The following is a 17486-nucleotide window of genomic DNA, read 5'->3' on the forward strand; positions in this document are numbered from 1 at the left end:
TGCGATGTTGGAGTTAATGCGAAGACCCATGGTTTTCCTCCTTGAGTTGAGTCTTTTGCCGGTCCATCCTTGGCCCGGTCAGTAAAAAGTCCATGCAACTTTTCACACCGTGCAATCGTCGGGACTGCCCGTAGGGTAAGTGATTGTGACCTAGGACACATCACCTTCCAGGCGTGGGATGTCTAGGCCGGGTTGGATCGGACGGTGGGGTCTGCCTCGCCGCCGGCGTCCAGCAGCGCGATCGAGCCCAGCAGCAGCGCTCCCGCGGTCTGGGTGGCTGCGTTGGCCCGGCCCGGTGGCCCTGCCCAGTTCACGCCGAAGCCGTGGCGCAGGCCGCGGCCGGCGTGCCATAGCCGGTCTGCGTTGGTGTCCAGGAATGCCCGGTAGCCGGGCCGGCCGTCGCGGTCGGCGTGGTACAGGCGGGCGAGGCCCTGAGCGAATATCCCCTTGAAGACATACCCGTCCGCACCGACCGCCCGCGGTTCGCACAGGACCGAATCGGCGTCGACGCTCGTGGTGATCGCGGCGTCGGCGATCTGCTGGGCGCGCGCCAGGTACCCGCGGTCGCCGGTGATCCGCCACAGTTCCACCAGGCCACTGAGGATGACGCCCTGGTTGTACGTCCAGGTGGGGCCGCCGTTGTTGGCGCAGTTGGTGTCCAGGCCGTCGTTGACTTGATGGTCGGCGTTGATCATGCCGCTCGCGCTGAGCCACTCCCACTCGCGCAAGGCCCAGTCCAGGTAGCTGCCCGGGCCGGTCCCGCGCGGGGCCCGGCGGTGCAACCGTGCGGCGGCGAGCAGGAACAGTTCATTCGTGATGGCGTTCTTGTAGCCGCGGTCGGCGTTCCACCACAGACCTCCGCCGCACACGTCGTCCCAGCCCTGGGTCAGCTTGGCGAAGAGCGCCTCAGCCTCGTCGAGGTACTTTGGGTCCCCGGTCACGTCGTAGGCGCGTACCCACGTGTTGAGGTACCAGCCGTCGTCGTCATAGAAGTGCGACCGCCGGCCGCGGTAGCGGGCGAACGATCGCTCGATGACGTCGCGGTAGCCGGTGTCGCCAGTACGCTCGTACGCGTTGATCACCGCCTCGATGGCGAGCGCCGGCTGCCAGGCCTCTCCCGTCGGGGTCCGCCACCGACCGTCGCGCCGGCGGAAGAAGCGCAGCAGTCGAGCCATCGCCAACCGGTCCCGCTCGTGGCTGCCGGCCGCCCGGTGGCGGAGGAGGTACCGACTGATCCGCACAACTCTCAGTCTGACATCGGCAGCCGGCGCACCCGGTCGGCGATGTCGCAGGTCAGCTCGGGTCTTGAAGCGCCCACAATCTCTGCTCGGACCCGACGTAGACGGTCCCGGTCGGGGTGACGACCGGTAGGTGTGTGAGTAGCCCCGGGGCGTACCAGGTCCACCGCTCCGACCCGTCCGGTCCGAGGCAACGGACGAAGGTCTCAGCGGACAGGTCGTACCACTTGTGGTAGTCCCGCCACCGCTTGGGCTCCGGGCTTGAGGCGACGATGAGGTTTCCGTTCGGTGTGGGACACAAGGACACCGCCCGTGCCACCAATCCGTGTCGCCAAGCTTCGGCTCCACCCGGCTCGATGGCCACGACCGGATGCTCCGCCTGCACCTGGCTCACCTGGACCCGGCTGCCGAGGCCGACAACCCGGAACTCGGTGGGTGCCCACGGCAGGACGGCGTGTGGGCCCATGACCGGACTGGGGACCGCTATCGGGGTGATCGTGGCAGCCGCGCCGTCGAGCAGGTAAAGGCCTCGGCCGGAGTACCACTCCAACTCGATGATGACCCGGTTGGCGTCGAGGCGGGCTGGGATATCCGAAAGCCGGAAGGTCTCATCGGGCGAGCGGCGGTCGTCGTCCGCCGCGTGCGGGGCTCGGACGCCGGTAGGGTCGGCCACCCACAGCGCCTCGCCGTCGCGGTCGTACGCCCACAGGGCGCCGCGGCGGGGAATGACGACCGCGTCACCCACTCCGAACGGCGCGTGCACGATAAGCGCCGAAGGGTCCAGGGGGACCTGCCATCGGTGCTGTCCCGTGCGGCTGATGCAGCGCACCGCCGCCGTGCGGTCAGCAGCCACCTGCGAGTAGAGCAACTCTCCCCAGGGCGCGATGGCCAGGGTGGAGCTCATCGGAGCAGCCATCGAGCTGATTACCGCACCTGTTCGGGGGTCGCGAACGACGACCGACCCACCTTCAATACGCACGAGGACACCATCGGCCGCTAACAGCAATTTGCCACGAGCGTCACCGGCCGGAGCTGGGCTCCAGACCGGGCGCCCATCGGACGCGTACGCGGAGACCGATCCGGGAGTGGTTACGGCACAGCCTCCGGTTGGCTCCACGACTACTGAACCGCCACCAGGAGTTGGCAGCGGTGCCGACCAGAGCGGCGTCACGGGTGGACCCGACGTCATCGACGATCGAGGTTGCATGCCGGCCCAGCTCACGGCTCCCACCTTAGTGCCCGCCTCAGCAGCGCGATCTCGTCTTCGAGCTGCAGCTGCAGCCGTTGAACGACCTGCGGCTCTACGTTTGGCTCAGTGAGGGCGGTGAGCGTCTCCAGGATGTCGCGGACGGCGAACTTCACCGTGAAGGCCGTGTCGGCCGCATCCGGTATTCGCGGACCATCGGATTGTCTGTACACCTCGAGGAACGTCGTCTGGAGGTCGGTGATCTCGGTCCACTCGAACCCGGCTTCGCGGGAGAAGTGGGCCAGCCGTTCCACCATGTTGGAGATATCCCTGGCCGGCGATCCGATCGGCCGTCCCGCGTCGTCGAACGAGAAGTGGCAGTTCGGGGTGTCGATAAACGTAACTCCGTGGGTGGGATCCCAGAAGACGTTGCCGGGGTGGGCATCGCCGTGCATCACGGTCGAACCGCCGGGTTCAGCCATCACGGCCTGGACCGCCGCGTCGACGCGGCGGCTCAGGCCGTCGACGTCCAGTTCCATCTCCTCGAGGATCGCTCGGTGCGCCGCCAGCGCCGCGTTTTGCTGCTGCGCCAAGCCGTGGTTGAACCGCAGGAAGCCGGCGTCGACCGGTCCGCCCGATCCCGCCGGTCGGCTGTGTAGTTCGGCGAAGGCCACGGCGGTGTCCGCCACCGCCTGCTTCAACTCCGCCAGCGCCTTCGGGCGGTCCGGCGATCCCGGCTTCGGAACATCGGTGAGGAGGTCGAAGAGGCTGCGGCCGGGCGCCACCGACATCACCAGCGCGCCAGCCACACCGCCTGGCGTCTCCAGCACGGCGGCACCCCTCGCCCGGGGCACCGCGAAATGCCGGAACTCGTCGGCGCCCAGCCGGTCGAGAGCTGACAGTTCCCGGACCATCTGCTCGACCGCCGGGAAGATCTTCGACACCGCTACCAACTGGCCGGATTCGTCCGTCACCAAGTACACCGGCGCACCGGACTGGCCCTTACCCGGTCCTCCGTCAACGGGCAGGACCCGCGCGCCCGCGATCCCGAGGGCGTCGGCGGTAAAGCGGCTGAGAGCGCCAACGGTGCCGCCAGGTCCGTCGACATCGAGTTTGGGCACGCTCTCGATGAACCGGGCCAGCGCTGCTTCGTCGACCAATCCGTTGGGCGTACGGCACTCGACCGCGAGAGCCGTAGCCACTTCCGGATCGGCGCCAGTGGGCTCACTCGCCTCCCAGGATCGCAGCGGTTGCCGCATGTCGTCGGGAGTCACGTGCAGCGGCCGACCGTCCGGGTCGAGGACGATGACGTCGACGCGGTTGACACCGCCGTGGGTGCCCTCTGTACCGAACAGCGGCCCGTGATAGACGAACCCGTTCTGCGGATCCACGAATTTGATCCGGCCGTCCTGGTTGACGGCGGCCCAGGCGTGGGCCCCGCCGAGCCCCCAGGTGTTGACGATCATGGCGAACGATCCGGGGCCGGCGACCTCCAGGGTCCGGCTGATCTCCGCCATCCGTTCGGTGTAGATCGCCTGCGGGGTGTCGTACGTCGCCGTCGTCTCGGTGTACACGGTCGTGAATTGCGATCTGAGCGTGCGCTGGGCCCGCAGGAGCCCGCCGCGTTCACCACCGACCGGCTGGTCGGGATCGGCGTGGGCGTACGCGTCGAAGGTGCGGGGAGCGGCCACCCGGGGGCGGCCGTGCGCCCAGGTGTCGAAGAATGACAGTACGGCGTCGACGCAGTTGAGGCCCCGGGTCGGATCCGCCTCGAAGCCTCCGTCGTTGGCAAGCTGGAACCAGGGCTGCTCCACGTCGGCCCAGCGGACGACGTTGCCGTGCGCGTCGCGGGGCATCGCCTGCTCCAGGGCCCACTGGTCGTAGGCGAGCGGTTCGCGATGGCCGCCGCGTTGTCCGTACGATCTGGTGGCCTCGACCGGCGGACCGTCCGTGCCCGCCAGCGCCGACCGGTTGCCCGTGGTCACGCCGCCCTGGACGGTAGGCAGCACCTCGCGGTTGAGGTAGGCGTGGGCCTCGTCGCTGACCGTGACGATGTCGGGTCGCTCGTCGTCGGGCTGTGTCCGGCGCCGTTCGGCCGCGTACTCGTGCCAGTTGCCCCTGGTGCGCCCCCTGTTCCAGGTCGCTGCGGCTTCGTCGCCGATCTGGCGGGACAGGGCGGGATCAAGCGCCGGCGGGAACGGCCGCTGTTCCAACGGTGGCGGCAAGGTGGGCGTGGTCGGCGAAGACGCGGACCACGCACCCGGCGTTTGCGTCGCCGTGGTGGGCAACGCCGACGGTCCGGCCGCGACGTTGACAGGTGCGCCGAAGGCGGCGGTCGTGTTGCTGGCCGGGGTCACGCTGCCGGACGCCGCTGGCTGCTGCCCCGAGGATGGCAAAGCGTCGCCGGACCCGGACCCGGGCGCCGGGTGACTCGTGAGAGTGACCTGCGGTTCAACGTGGCCACCGGCCGGTACGACCGTCGCGGTCGCCGGCTGCTGATCGAGGGCTGCCTGTACGTGGGGTGTGTGGGGGCCGTCGGGGGAGAGCGCCGCCAACGCTGACAACGAGGTATTCGGCCCGGTTGCTCCACTGCTCGGCTGCGTCCAGGGCGCAGACCCGGTCGGCTCCGGCACGACCGCGGTGTTCATGGCTGCGGTGTTCATGGCTGCGGTGTGCTGGGCCGCCGGCTGTGGGGGCGTTGCCGCCGGGTCACCTGCGGAGCCGGCCGCGTGACCCGTTCCTACCGGTGCTGATGGGGGAGAGGACACAACAGGAGCGCCGAAGTCGCCGGTCAGTGTGGCCATCTGGGCGTCGAGTTTGTGGTCGAGACCGTGGTGCGCGTGCTGGATGCCGCCGCTGGCCATTCCCGAGGTGGCAGACCGGGCCAGGTTGCTGGCGTCCGGCAGGCCTTGGCCGGTGACGATCGAGGCGCCGGTCTCGGCGAGCACCTCGCCGGCCGCGCCACGGACGATGTGCTCGCCGAAGCGGCCCAGCGCCGACTCGGCACTCGGCCCCAGCCCGGCCAGGCCACCCGCAGCACCGCCCGCCGCCCCAGCGGCGAATGACGTGAGTAGCGACCGGGAGTCGTAGCCGTCCCGGCGGCCCTCGCCGATCTGGTAGCTCTGGGTGCCGTAGTCGACCGCGAACTCTTCGAGGCCCTCTTCCAGGGCGTGGCGCCCGGTGCGCGCCGCCAACGCCACCCCGCGCTTGCTCGCCACCTTGGCAGCCCGTTCGGCCGCCTCCTCGGCGCCTCCGTGGAGGGTCTTGCGCAGCAGCTTCATCATCAGCCGCTTGAAGATCTGCTGGATCGCCATCCGGGTGGCGAACATGGCCGGGCCTGCCGCCGCCGATGCCGCTCCGAACGTGCAGGCGGCGGCGACCCCGAGCGCGGCCAGCTCGATCAGCAACAGGCCGAGCTCGACGTACGTCTCGATTTTGGCGGCCTGGATGTCGCAGCCGCACGACTCGATCAGCTCGCCGAGGCCGTGCGCGAGGCTCGACAGGGCCGCGAGCGCGGCCTCGTCGTTGCCACCGACCTCGTCCCACGCTTCGTTGAACGCGGCGGCGACGGCGGTGTCCAGGCCGCCCCAGCCGGCAACCACCTCAGCGGCGGCGGAACTCGCCGACCGGTACGGCTCGACCAGGTGCTGCGCGGCTTCAAACCACAGGTCCGCGGTGTCCCAGACCAGCTTCTCGTTACCCTCGGGCCAGTCGACCCCGACGACCCACTCCAAGGCCTCACGTATCCAGCCCGGCGGGTCGAGGAACTCGAGCGGGTGCGGAATAGGAGACGGCAGCTGCATTGCGGGGGCGTCAGATCTCGGTCATCCGGCGGCTGCTCGCGGCGTCCGTCTCGACGGCGTTGTGTACCGAGACGATCGCGCGCGAGCCCAGGCTCTCCACCTGGGACGCGAGGCTCGCCCACGCCGCGAGCAGGCGTGGCGCGTACGTGTCGTAGTTGCTCTGGAAGGCTGCGCCGAGGCTGTCGCTGCCCCACGGCCGTGCGGCGCCGGCCGCTTCCAGCTCTGCGCCGATACCCTGCCGCAGCCGCGCCAGTTCGGTGCCGGCGTGCGCGAGGTTTGCGCCGGCCCGCTCGGCGCGCGGTGCGTCCAGCCGTACTTCTGTGCCGGGCAGCGCAGCTTTACCGGGCATCGCGGCCCCCACGCGCGCCGTCGGAGTCATCGTCGATGGCCAGCTCTCCGTCATGGCGCTTGAGGACCGCGCCGAAGTCGTTGTTACGGATGATGCTCATCGCCGCGCTGTCACCCGGCAGGTAGTCGGCGAGCAGCGCCGACGTCTCGCTGGCGGCCTTGGCGGTCGCGCGCTGCACGGTCTCGGTGATCCGCGAGGCCAGCACCACCGCGTCCGGTTCCCGATAGATCCGCGGGTCCAGTTCGAGTCTGACCAGATGCCCGCGCGGGCCGACCACGGCCGTCACCGTGCCGTCGTCGGACGACGCCGACACCTGCAGCCGGGCCAGTCGCTGCTGCAGCTCGCCCAGGCCGACCCGTAGATGCGCGTACTCTTCGTGGACCTGCGCGAACCTCTCCTGAAGCGCCCGATTCGCATCCCGGTCCGACGCCCGCACCATCGCCCGCCTCCCCATCGCATCGACAGGAAGCAACATAGCGGGTCACGCAAGGTAGACGGGGCCCGATATGTTGGGCCGGTTCCCGACCGGACCGAAGGGGGGCGCGTGCTAACGCGGGAGATCGCCGAACGGGTGGCGGCCGGCTGGGCCGCGCGCGCCAGCGAAAGCCTCGGGTACGAGGTGACGCCGATGCTGCACGAGTTCGACGAGGGATTCGTCCTCTGGCTCAAGGAGCTTCCGTCGACGATGCCCGACCCCGGCTCCGGCGGACGTACCGTCCTCGACCGGCGTACCGGTGCGTTCACCATGTATCCGGTGCTGCCGATCGAGCAGGTGGCGGAGATGCACCGGCAGCGGGTGCACCGGAAACCAGCCGCACCGTCGACGGTGGACCGGATGGCGCAGATCCGGCGGCGGACTGCCGGCCGGCTTCCCGCGCCTACGGTCGCCGCCCACCTGACGCCGTTGCGGGACCGCAGGTTGCGGCGCGCGTTCGGGGCCAAGGGTGACCAGGAGCTGAACCACCACCGCCTGGTACGGGAGTGGTTGGCGGCTCAACCCGCCAACCAGCTAACCCGAGGCGTTGAACGACACGCCGAACTGATCATGCTCTCTGACGCGCTCCACGAGCACGACGCTGTGGCGGTCGCGAGCGGCCGGCCGTTGATCGACCTCCCCGGTGCTAGAGAGTTGCTCGGCCGGGGAGCGGCCGTCGTCGAGCTTTTCCACGTACGGGAGCAGGCGGACGACCTAGGCGCCACCCCCGCCACGGCCTGCGCATCCTGTACGGCCGCTCTGCGGCACTTCGACATTCCCTGCCCACCTCCGTCGGCGCCGGCCGAGCGTGGCATAACCCTCTACTACGGGTGTTACTCCAGCGGGTTGGTGCCGGAGCTGCGCAGCCTGGTGACCTTTGAGGACCCGGAGTCGCCGCACCGGGCGGACCTCAGGGTGGAGGTCTTCGAGGAGGCCGTACAGAAACTGCGGGACGAGGGCGGGCCCGAGGTGTTCCCCGCAGCGTGGGACGCACTCATGCGGTACGGCGGGGTCACCTGGAAGGGCCGCCAACCAGGGGAGAACCATCTGGTCGACCGCTTCGACATCGGGTTCTACGTGCCGCGTTGTCGCGAGACGCTCGACAGCTTCGCGCGGGTGCTCGGTGCTCGGCTGTGCCCCATCGGGGATGAGGGGCCCGACCGGTCGATCCTCGCGATCGACGAGCACGGCCGGGTGTTCGCTCTTGACCAGGGCGGAGAGTGGCTCCTCGGCACGACCATCGAGGAGGCCGTGGGCACCCTCGTCTTCGGCCGGCTGCAGCCGCGGGTACGCGACGACGGTGGGTGGTAATCAGCGAACGCCCGGGCGGAGAGCACTCCGCCCGGGCGTTCAGTAGTCGACCGCGGCCAGCGCGGCGTCGGATGCCGGCTCTTGCTTCCGCCGCGATGCCGAGATGGACGCGCTCGGCGCCTCGGAGTTCCGCTGCGCCGGCTGTACGGGCTCGTCTGACATCTCGGCGCCGGGGGCATCGAACTCCCCGGCCACCTGCGGCTGGTCGACCCAGAGAGCACGCAACTGGCTCTGCATGAACGACGTCAGCCGCGCCCGGTACTCGCGGTCGAACCGCTCCAGGGCCTCGATCTGCAGCTGTAGTCCCTCGCGCTTGGTGGCCAGGGTGCCGACGAGGTCGTCGTAGCGCCGCTGGGCCTGCTGCTTCAGCTCCTGGGAGTACTCCTCCGCCTTGCCCGCAATCGCCACCGCTTGCGCCCGAGACTTCGACACGATTGAGTCGGCATCCCGCTGCGCCTCCTCCACGTGGGCCTGGGCATCCCGAGCCGCCTGCTCCTTCAACGCGCGCGCGTCTGCGAGAACCTTGTCCGCCTCGCGCCGCAGATTCTGCGCGTGCACCTCGGCGTCGTGGACGATCTGCTCGGCGGCCGCAAGCGCATCCGCACGGATGTGGTCCGCACGCCGCTGCGCGGTCTGGACATGCTCGTCAGCCGTGCGCTGGGCCATCGCCAGCACCTGCACAGCTTGGCTGGGGTGGGTCGGCTGGTTCGGTTGGGTGGGGTGACCGTGGTGACTGGGGTGGGCGTGATTGGGCTGGCTGGGCTCCAGCGAGGCCAGCGGAGGCTCCAAGACCGTGATGTCCGGAGTCTTCATCCCGTTGAGCATCATTTTGACGCCATCCTTCATCCGGTTCTCGATCACGGAGGGCCTCCGTAGGTTCGGCCAACCAGGCGGCTCCGCGTTGACGAGACGTCGGTATCGAACCGACGGACGTTCGGCGTTTCCTCTGGCAGCCGGCGAGTCACAGTACAGATGTGAACTCTGATGGGCGGCACGTTACCAAGCCAAGCAGGAGAAAACCGACATTTAGGTTCGGTGTGTCGGCAGCGAGGTGATCATGCAGTGTCGCTGCGGCGTCAAGGCGCTGCGGGCCGAAGCCTGCGCGCCGGTCACGGCATCAGCCGGTGTCAGTGGCCGACGTTGAGCTGGCCGGCGAGCGTCCCGTGCATCCGGGCGCTCGGCTTGTTCAGCCCCACGATCTCGACGCTCTTCCCTCGGTCGGCGTACTTCAGGGAAACCGCGTCGAGCGCGGCCACCGACGACGCGTCCCAGATGTGTGCGCCTGACAGGTCGATCACCACGCTGGGCGGGTCACCGGCGTAGTCGAACTGGCTGACGAGGTCGTTGCTGGAGGCGAAGAACAGCGCGCCGTGGACCGAGTAGATGCGGGTGCCGCCCTCGGGGTCGAGCACGCTGGTGACCTCAACCAGGTGGGCGACCCGGCGGGCGAAGATGACGCTGGCGACGATGACGCCGACGATGACGCCGATGGCCAGGTTGCCGGTGGCGACGACCACGGCGACGGTGGCGACCATGACCGCCGTCTCGCCGAGCGGCAGGCGCTTGAGGGTGGCCGGGGTGATGCTGTGCCAGTCGAACGTCCCCACCGACACCATGATCATCACGGCGACCAGGGCCGCCATCGGGATCTTCGCGACGATGTCGCCGAGGGCGACCACGAGAACCAGCAGGAAGGAGCCGGCGAGGAACGTCGACAGCCGGGTACGGGCGCCCGACACCTTCACGTTGATCATCGTCTGGCCGATCATGGCGCAGCCACCCATGCCACCGAAGAACCCGGTGACGATGTTGGCGACGCCCTGGCCCCAGGACTCACGCGTCTTGTTCGAGTGGGTGTCGGTGATGTCGTCGACGAGCTTGGCCGTCATCAGCGACTCCATCAGCCCCACGAGCGCGATGCCCAGTGCGTACGGCGCGATGACCTGCAGCGTGTGCCAGGTGTACGGAACCGCGGGCAGCCCGAACGCCGGCAGGCTGTCGGGCAGCTTGCCCTCGTCGCCCACGGTCGGCACGGCGACGCCCGCGGCCACCGTGAAGACCGTGAGCGCGACGATCGCAACCAGCGGCGCCGGGACGGCAGTGGTGAGCCGGGGGAGCAGCACGATGATGGCCAGGGCGATGGCGACCAGCGGGTACACCAGCCACGGCACGCCGACCAGGTGCGGGATCTGCGCGGAGAAGATCAGAATGGCGAGCGCGTTGACGAACCCGACCATCACGCTGCGTGGGATGAATCGCATCAACTTCGCGACGCCCAGCGCGCCGAGGATGACCTGGAAGGCTCCGCCCAGGATGACCGCTGCGATCAGGTAGTCCAGCCCATGAGACTTCACCAGCGGCGCCACCACCAGGGCGACCGCGCCGGTCGCCGCAGAGATCATCGCTGGCCGGCCGCCGCAGATGGCGATCGTGACCGCCATCGTGAACGAGGCGAACAGCCCGACCCGCGGGTCGACCCCGGCCAGGATCGAGAACGAGATCGCCTCGGGGATCAGGGCCAGTGCGACGACCAGGCCGGCCAGGACCTCGGTACGGAAGACCTTCGGGGACAGCCACGCGGGCGCCGACCGCAGCGAAGACATCTAGCTCATTTCCACTTGGGTGCGCTTGGACATGTGCGCACGTACGAGAACATTCCGTACTGAGGGGCCTGACGCCACACCTCGACGGCTGAGGGCAACCCTACCTTTCGGTGAAAGGAGAGTTGCCCTCTGTGAACGTGGTGATCATCACCGATATGGTCACGCCGGGGCTTGGCGATAGATGGGCCCACGCTCGATGACCGGGTTGAGGATCCCGTCTTCGAGGTAGTACTCGGCCTCCCCCTCGGCCGACGGCATCCTGCGCGGCGCGATCCCCGGGTAGCCCAGCGCGTTGCGGACGGTGGGGTTCATGAAGTACGCACCGGCCACGGCGAAGGCGAAGGTCTCGAAGGCCTCGCGATCCAGATTCCGCAGCACCTCGTCCGGCGCGCCGGGGATCGCGAGGACCTGGGCGACCGCCTCGGCCAGGCCGGCGTGGGCCGCCAGCACCCGGTTGATCCACTGGCCCGCGACGTCGGCGGCGCTGGCGGACGGGAGGCCGGAGCCGCCGGGGATCAGTACGTCGGCGAGTTCGGCGAGGCGAGCCCGCGAGGCGTCACCCAGTTCGTCCGACAGGTTCAGGACGGTCACGACGCCACCTCCTGGCTCCGCGCGTTGGACGCGATGTAGGTCGCGGTGCGCTTCGCCAGAGCGCAGATCGTGGCGGTCGGGTTCACGCCCGTCGACGTGGTGAACACGCTCGCGTCGATGATGTACAGGTTCGGTACGTCGTGCGTACGCCCGAAGCGGTCCACAACCGACGTCGCGGGGTCGTTGCCCATCTTGGCGGTGCCCGTGTTGTGCCCGGTCATAAAGTTGCGCCCGGCGACCCAGGACTTCGTGGCGCCGGCGGCCTGGTGTGCCTCCAGGGCCCGCGCCAGGTTGAAGTCAACGATCTTGCGGGTGTTCTCGGCGACCCGGTAGCGCACCTTCGCCGCCGGCAGGCCGTCGGAGTCGGTGAGCGTGGGGTGCAGCGAGACGGCGTTCGTCTCCTCCGGGAGGTCCTCCGGAATGACGTGCCACTGCAGCATGCGGACGAAGTCCTGCATCCTGCCGGCGGAGCCGTCGCCCCACATCTCCTCGCCGGCCAGGCTCAGCGGGTGCGTCCACTTCTCGGCCGCTTCGAGGGGGCCGGCGATGGGCAGCAGGGACCACTTCGCGCCGCGGACGAAGCCGCGCGACGGGTCGGTCTCGTAGAACTGCATCGAGCCGATGTGCTCACCGGCGGGGCCCAGCCAGTTCTCCAGGTCGTCGGAGTACACGCCGACGGCCGCGCCGTACGGGTGCAGCATCAGCCGCTTGCCCACCAGACCGGAGGAGTTCGCCAGGCCGTCGGGGAAGCGCTCGGACGTCGACATCAGCAGGAGGCGGGGAGTGCCGATGCCGCCGGCCGCCATGATGACCAGCGACGCGGACTGGAAGTGCTCGACCCCGTCGCGGAAGTACACGGCGCCGTTGGCGCGGCCGTGCTCGTCGAGGGTCACCCGGGCGACGCGGGCCCGTGTGACGACCTGCGCGCCGAGGGCCACGGCGTCGCGCAGGTGCGTGACGTCGGTGGAGGACTTGGCCGCCTCCGGGCAGCCCATCCGGCAGACGCCATACCGGACGCACTGGCCTTCGCCGCTGGCGCGGTTGACCGTCGGGATGGAGTTGGTGCCGGGCCACCAGTGCCAGCCGAGCTTGTTCATGCCCTCGGCCATGATCTGGCCGGTCCGGTGGATCGGCGCGGCCGGCAGCGGCGGCTCGAAGCCGGGCGGGTAGGCCGGGTTGTGGGCCTCGCCGGCGACGCTCATCTCGCGCTCGACGGCCTGGTAGTAGGGGAGGAGCTCGTCGTACGAGATGGGCCAGTCATCGGCCACCCCATCGAGGCTGCGCACCCGGAAGTCCGACGGCAGTGCGCGGGCCCAGATGCCGCCGTAGAGGACGCTGGAGCCGCCGACGCCGTTGTACATCCAGACCGGCAGGTCGGCCTCGCTGTGGTCGAGCGGGTAGTCCTCGCGCCGACCGCGCACGTTCGGGTCGGGGTGCCAGTTTCCGGCCCCCAGGATCTCGTACTCGGGCTTGTTGCCGGGCAGGTTGCCGGGGTCCACCCACGTGCCCTGCTCAAGGCAGACAACCGTGAATCCCGCCTCGGCCAGGTGCTTGGCCGCGATTCCGGCCGACGTTCCCGCACCGACGATCAAGACGTCTGTATGGTCCTGCTTGGAACCCAACCCAACCACTCCTGTGCGGCTTGTGCCCTCCGCCGCGGTGCAGACCGCTGGAAGGGAACCTGCCCGCAAGAAGCCCCGTGACCGGCGCTTCTTGCGAACGAACTTGCGAACCGATGGGGATCGTTGCAATTCGTTGGGATCCTGTCAAGCGTCCCCAGGAGGACGCTAGACAGGACCTCCAGCGCCCGGCCTCAGGCGGCCGGGCCGACTCCGTTGCTCGTCAGTACCGTCAGCAGGCGCTGCACGACGGCGCTCATCTCGGTACGGGCCGGCTTGAGGTACTTGCGTGGGTCGACCAGGTCGGGATCGCGCAGGGTGTCGCGGACGGCCGAGGTGAAGGCGACGTTGAGGATCGTGCCGATGTTCACCTTGACGATGCCGGCGGCGACCGCGCTGCGCAGCTCGTCGTCGGCGACGCCGGACGAGCCGTGCAGCACCAGCGGTACGGGCACGGCGGCCTGCAGGTCGGCGATCAGCCCGTGGTCGAGCTTGGCGGTCCGGGTGGTCATGGCGTGGGAGCTGCCGACGGCGACGGCGAGCGCGTCGACGCCGGTCGCGGCGACGTAGGCGGCCGCCTCACCGGGGTCGGTCCGCACGCCCGGCGCGTGCGCGCCGTCCTTGCCGCCGACCTCACCCAGCTCGGCCTCCAGGTACAGGTCGCGCTCGTGGGCCCACTCCGCCGCCGCGCGGGTGGCGGCGACGTTGGCCTCGTAGTCCAGCTTGGAGGCGTCGAACATGACCGAGCTCAGGCCGGCGTCGGCGGCCTGGTGCAGCAGGGCGGTGTCCTCGACGTGGTCGAGGTGCAGCGAGACCGGCACGGTCGCGAGGCGGGCGACCGCCGCGGCCGCGGACGCGATGGGGGTCAGCCGGCCACCGTGGAACTTCACCGCGTTCTCGCTGATCTGCAGGATCACCGGCGCGCCCGCCTGCTCGGCTCCGGCGACGATGGCCTCGGCGTGCTCAAGGGTGATGACGTTGAACGCGCCCACCCCGACGCCCTTGCCTCGGGCCTCATCCACGATCTGCCGGGTACTGACGAGCGGCATGCATTGCCTCCGAAGTGACGGGCGCGCGGCGCCCTGCGACCGAAATCCAGACTCGATGGTGTTGACAGCCCACCAACGAAACGCAACGATATCCACCGACTCGCAACAAGGCAACGGGTCGCAACACGAAGGTGGGGTGCATGGAACCATTGCTCGTCGGCTTGGACGTGGGTACCACCACGAGCAAAGCCGTTGTGTTTACCACCGACGGCCGACCCGTCAGCGAGGGCAAGGCGGTAACCCCGTGGGTCACCACCGCGCACGGCGCGGAGATGGACGCACGTGCGCTGCTCGCGTCGGCCCGGGAAGCGCTGCGGCTGGCGGTCGGGGCCGCTCCGCCCGGACCGGTGGTCGCGGTGGGCGTGACGAGCATGGGGGAGTCCGGCGTACTGCTGAACGGGCGCGGCGAGCCGCTCGCGCCGGTCATCGCCTGGCACGACACCCGCGACGGCACCGAGGTGGCCGACCTGACCGCGGCCCTCGGTGAGGACCAGTTCGCCGCCCGTACCGGCCTGCCGCTGCGTGGGCAGTGGTCGCTCACCAAGCACCGCTGGCTGCTGGCGCACCACCCGCAGACGAAGGAGGCGGTCCGCCGGCTCAACGTCGCCGAGTGGATCGTGCGGGGACTGGGCGGCGAGGAGTCGGCCGAGCAGTCGCTCGCGTCGCGTACCGGCTGGTTCGACCTGAACGCGCGTGACTGGTGGTCGGAGGCGCTGGAGTGGTCGGGCGCCGACCGCTCCCTGATGCCCGACCTCGTCACATCGGGCACGCCGCTCGGCACGGTCAGTGAAAGCGTCGGCATCGAGCGCCTGACCGGCGCCGTCTTCACCGTCTGCGGCCATGACCACCAGGCCGCCACCGTCGGGGCGGGCGCGTCCGGGCCGGGTGACGAGTTGGACTCGTGCGGCACCGCCGAGGCGCTGGTCCGGACCGTGCCGGCCGGGGTCATCGACACCGCCGCCGTCGGGGCGCTGGCCAAGGCGGGGATCACCGTCGGCTGGCACGTGCTGGCCGACCACTGGTGCCTGCTCGGCGGCACGCAGGGCGGCCTGGCGCTGCAGCGCGTACTCAAGCTGCTCGGCCGCACTTCGGTCGATGTCGCCGCACTGGACCGGGTCGCGCTGACCCGCGAGCCGCGCGATCTCGTCGTCAGCGGCGTGGACGACGAGGCCCTGCACATCTCGGGCATCGCCGGCGGCGTCGACCCGGCCGACCTCTGGCGCGCGGCGCTGGAGGCGGTCACCGCACAGGCCGACCAGGTCCACTCCGCGATGTCCGCGGTCGTCGGCAGCCATAAGGCGCTCGTGGTCACCGGAGGCTGGTCGCGCAGCCAGGCGCTCCTCGAGGTGAAGCGCCGGGTCCTCGGCCCGCTGCGCACCCCCGACGTCCCCGAGGCGGGAGCCCGCGGCGCCGCGCTCCTGGCCGGCATCGCCGCGGGTGTCTACGCGGGACCGGAGCAGTTCCCGCCCGTGGAGCAGCAGGCATGAGCGAGTCCACCGCGTCCGAGCGCACCCCGTACGCCGCGCAGCGCAAGCAGGCGATCGTCACCCAGCTACGCGCCAACGGCCGGGTGGACGCCGCTGACGTCGCGGACCGCCTCGGGGTTACCAAGGAGACGGTGCGCAAGGACCTCATCGCGCTCGAACGGCAAGGCCTGCTGCGCCGGGTGCACGGCGGCGCGGTGCCTGTCGAGCAGCTCTCCTTCGAGCCCGCGGTGTCGACCCGTACTTATTACTCGGAGGAGAAGAACCGCATCGCGACGGCGGCGCTCGCCCACCTGCCCACCAGCGGCAGCGTGCTCATCGACGCCGGCTCCACCAATGCGCGGCTCGCCGAGCTGTTCCCGGCCGACCGGGAACTGACCGTCTACACCAACTCGCTGTCGATCGCCCTCACGCTGATCACCCGACCCAGACTGACCGTCGTCACCCTCGGCGGCCGGGTGCGTCCGCTGACGCTCGCCGGGGTCGACGACTGGGCCGCCCGCGCGCTGAGCGAGATAAACGTCGACGTCGCGTTCCTCGGCACCAACGCGGTCTCCGCCGAGCGCGGGCTGACCACGCCGGACCACGCCGAGGCCGCGATCAAGCGCCTCATGCTCACCAGCGCCCGTCAGCGGATCCTGCTGGCCGATCACAGCAAGGTCGGTGCGGTCAGCCTCTGCAAGCACGCGGACCTCTCCGACATCGACCTGTTCATCACCGACAGCGGGCTACCCGACGCCGACCTGAAAGCCCTGCGGGCCACCGGCCTTGAAGTGGAGCTGGCATGATCATCACTGTTACGCCCAACCCGAGCGTCGACCGCACGGTGTTCGTCGACGCGCTGCCCCGGGGCGCGGTCATCCGCAGCCGGCGTACCCGCAGCGAACCCAGCGGCAAGGGCGTCAACGTGGCGCTCGCCCTGCGCGCGCACGACCACGAGGTCATCAACGTCCTGCCCGTAGGCGGCCCCGTGGGTACGCAGATCGAGGCGATGCTCCGCGATGCCGATGTCCTGAGCATGGCCGTTCCCATCGCCGGCGACATCCGCAGCAACATCAGCCTGGTCGAGCCGGACGGCACCGTCACCAAGGTGAACGAGGCCGGACCTCAGCTGACCGAGGCCGAGGTGGCGGCGCTGACCGGCGCCGCGCTGGAGAAGGCGGACGGCGCCAGCTGGCTCGCCGGTTGTGGCAGTCTCCCTGCCGGGGTGCCGGCGGACTTCTACGCGAGCCTGGTGACCGAAGGCCGCCGGCGCGGCGTACGGGTGGCGGTGGACAGCTCCGGACCCGCGCTGCGAGCGGCGCTCCCCGCCGGGCCGGACCTCGTCAAGCCGAACGCCCATGAGCTGGCCGAGGTAGTGGATCGTCCGCTTCAGACACTCGGTGACGTCGTCGACGCTGCCCAGGTCCTGCGACAGCGCGGCGCCCGGGCTGTGCTGGCGAGCCTCGGCGCCGACGGGGCGATCCTGGTCGACGACAACGGCACGCTGCACGGTCGCGCACCGGTGGCTCAGGTGGTCAGCGCCGTGGGCGCCGGTGACGCGCTGCTCGCCGGCTTCCTCGCCGCCGGAGGTTGCGGCGCGCAGGCCCTGCGGTCGGCGCTCGCGTGGGCGGCGGCGGCCGTTCAGCACGAAGGAACGCTCTTCTCTGCCGCCGACCCCGGGGTGACGGTGACCATCGACGACACCGTCGACCGCGATTACCGCCTGGTCGAACAGGTGGCGCACCCGTAGCTGCGCGCAGGGGTGCGGGAAAAGGCTTTAGACAGTTCTGTAGGTA

14 protein-coding genes are annotated in these 17486 nt (G+C 70.0%); 4 read left to right on the forward strand and 10 right to left on the reverse strand.

Translation table 11 applies throughout. The annotated features are described in order from the left end of the window. Nucleotides 1-182 precede the first annotated feature (182 nt). From HC028_RS26395 to HC028_RS26415, 5 genes are read right to left on the reverse strand one after another with little or no spacing between them, the layout of a single operon-like run. Nucleotides 183-1241: a glycoside hydrolase family 76 protein gene (locus tag HC028_RS26395; protein WP_168080155.1), complete on the reverse strand. Its 1059-nt coding sequence runs from the start codon at nt 1239-1241 to the stop codon at nt 183-185. A 52-nt stretch (nt 1242-1293) separates the two neighbouring features. Continuing rightward, nucleotides 1294-2445 (reverse strand): outer membrane protein assembly factor BamB family protein, encoded by a 1152-nt coding sequence (locus tag HC028_RS26400; RefSeq protein ID WP_308442107.1) that lies wholly within the window; start codon nt 2443-2445, stop codon nt 1294-1296. An 11-nt stretch (nt 2446-2456) separates the two neighbouring features. Further along, a complete protein-coding gene (locus HC028_RS26405) occupies nt 2457-6227 on the reverse strand; it encodes a toxin glutamine deamidase domain-containing protein (RefSeq protein ID WP_168080157.1) in 3771 nt (1256 codons plus the stop codon). Between the two features lie 10 nt (nt 6228-6237). Continuing rightward, nucleotides 6238-6576, reverse strand: coding sequence for a hypothetical protein (locus HC028_RS26410; protein ID WP_168080158.1), 339 nt, complete (start codon nt 6574-6576; stop codon nt 6238-6240). Then, nucleotides 6566-7015: a YbaB/EbfC family nucleoid-associated protein gene (locus tag HC028_RS26415; protein ID WP_168080159.1), complete on the reverse strand. Its 450-nt coding sequence runs from the start codon at nt 7013-7015 to the stop codon at nt 6566-6568. Before HC028_RS26415 ends, HC028_RS26410 begins: the two co-directional genes overlap by 11 nt. A gap of 105 nt (nt 7016-7120) precedes the next feature. Here HC028_RS26415 and HC028_RS26420 point away from each other — a divergent pair, with 105 nt between their 5' ends. Then, nucleotides 7121-8362 (forward strand): SUKH-3 domain-containing protein, encoded by a 1242-nt coding sequence (locus HC028_RS26420; protein ID WP_168080160.1) that lies wholly within the window; start codon nt 7121-7123, stop codon nt 8360-8362. 39 nt (nt 8363-8401) lie between these two features. Here HC028_RS26420 and HC028_RS26425 read toward each other — a convergent pair whose 3' ends face one another. The 5 genes from HC028_RS26425 to HC028_RS26445 all read right to left on the reverse strand — a co-directional run bounded on the left by HC028_RS26425 (nt 8402) and on the right by HC028_RS26445 (nt 14224). Next, nucleotides 8402-9223, reverse strand: a complete 822-nt coding sequence (locus HC028_RS26425) for a DivIVA domain-containing protein (RefSeq protein WP_168080161.1) — start codon at nt 9221-9223, stop codon at nt 8402-8404. Between the two features lie 266 nt (nt 9224-9489). Beyond that, nucleotides 9490-10965 (reverse strand): SulP family inorganic anion transporter, encoded by a 1476-nt coding sequence (locus HC028_RS26430; RefSeq protein WP_168080162.1) that lies wholly within the window; start codon nt 10963-10965, stop codon nt 9490-9492. 159 nt (nt 10966-11124) lie between these two features. Then, nucleotides 11125-11556 (reverse strand): hypothetical protein, encoded by a 432-nt coding sequence (locus HC028_RS26435; RefSeq protein WP_168080163.1) that lies wholly within the window; start codon nt 11554-11556, stop codon nt 11125-11127. Then, on the reverse strand, nt 11553-13178 hold the full coding sequence (locus HC028_RS26440; RefSeq protein WP_203981632.1) for a GMC family oxidoreductase: 1626 nt from the start codon (nt 13176-13178) through the stop codon (nt 11553-11555). Before HC028_RS26440 ends, HC028_RS26435 begins: the two co-directional genes overlap by 4 nt. 191 nt (nt 13179-13369) lie before the next feature. Beyond that, nucleotides 13370-14224, reverse strand: coding sequence for a class II fructose-bisphosphate aldolase (locus HC028_RS26445; protein ID WP_168080165.1), 855 nt, complete (start codon nt 14222-14224; stop codon nt 13370-13372). Between the two features lie 140 nt (nt 14225-14364). Between HC028_RS26445 and HC028_RS26450 the strand changes: the two genes are divergently transcribed. Genes HC028_RS26450 through pfkB form a run of 3 tightly spaced genes read left to right on the forward strand, consistent with a single transcriptional unit; the run spans nt 14365 to nt 17440 of the window. Next, complete coding sequence (locus HC028_RS26450) at nt 14365-15711, forward strand: FGGY-family carbohydrate kinase (protein WP_168080166.1); 1347 nt, start codon at nt 14365-14367, stop codon at nt 15709-15711. Beyond that, the gene (locus tag HC028_RS26455) at nt 15708-16496 is read left to right on the forward strand and encodes a DeoR/GlpR family DNA-binding transcription regulator (protein ID WP_168080167.1); all 789 of its coding nucleotides are present in this window, start codon (nt 15708-15710) and stop codon (nt 16494-16496) included. The genes HC028_RS26450 and HC028_RS26455 overlap by 4 nt, the downstream gene beginning before the upstream one ends. Next, complete coding sequence (pfkB, locus tag HC028_RS26460) at nt 16493-17440, forward strand: 1-phosphofructokinase (protein WP_168080168.1); 948 nt, start codon at nt 16493-16495, stop codon at nt 17438-17440. The genes HC028_RS26455 and pfkB overlap by 4 nt, the downstream gene beginning before the upstream one ends. The last annotated feature ends 46 nt before the right edge of the window (nt 17441-17486 follow it).

It is taken from the genome of Planosporangium flavigriseum (assembly GCF_011947225.1).
In the GTDB taxonomy this organism is placed as follows: Bacteria; Actinomycetota; Actinomycetes; order Mycobacteriales; family Micromonosporaceae; genus Planosporangium; species Planosporangium flavigriseum.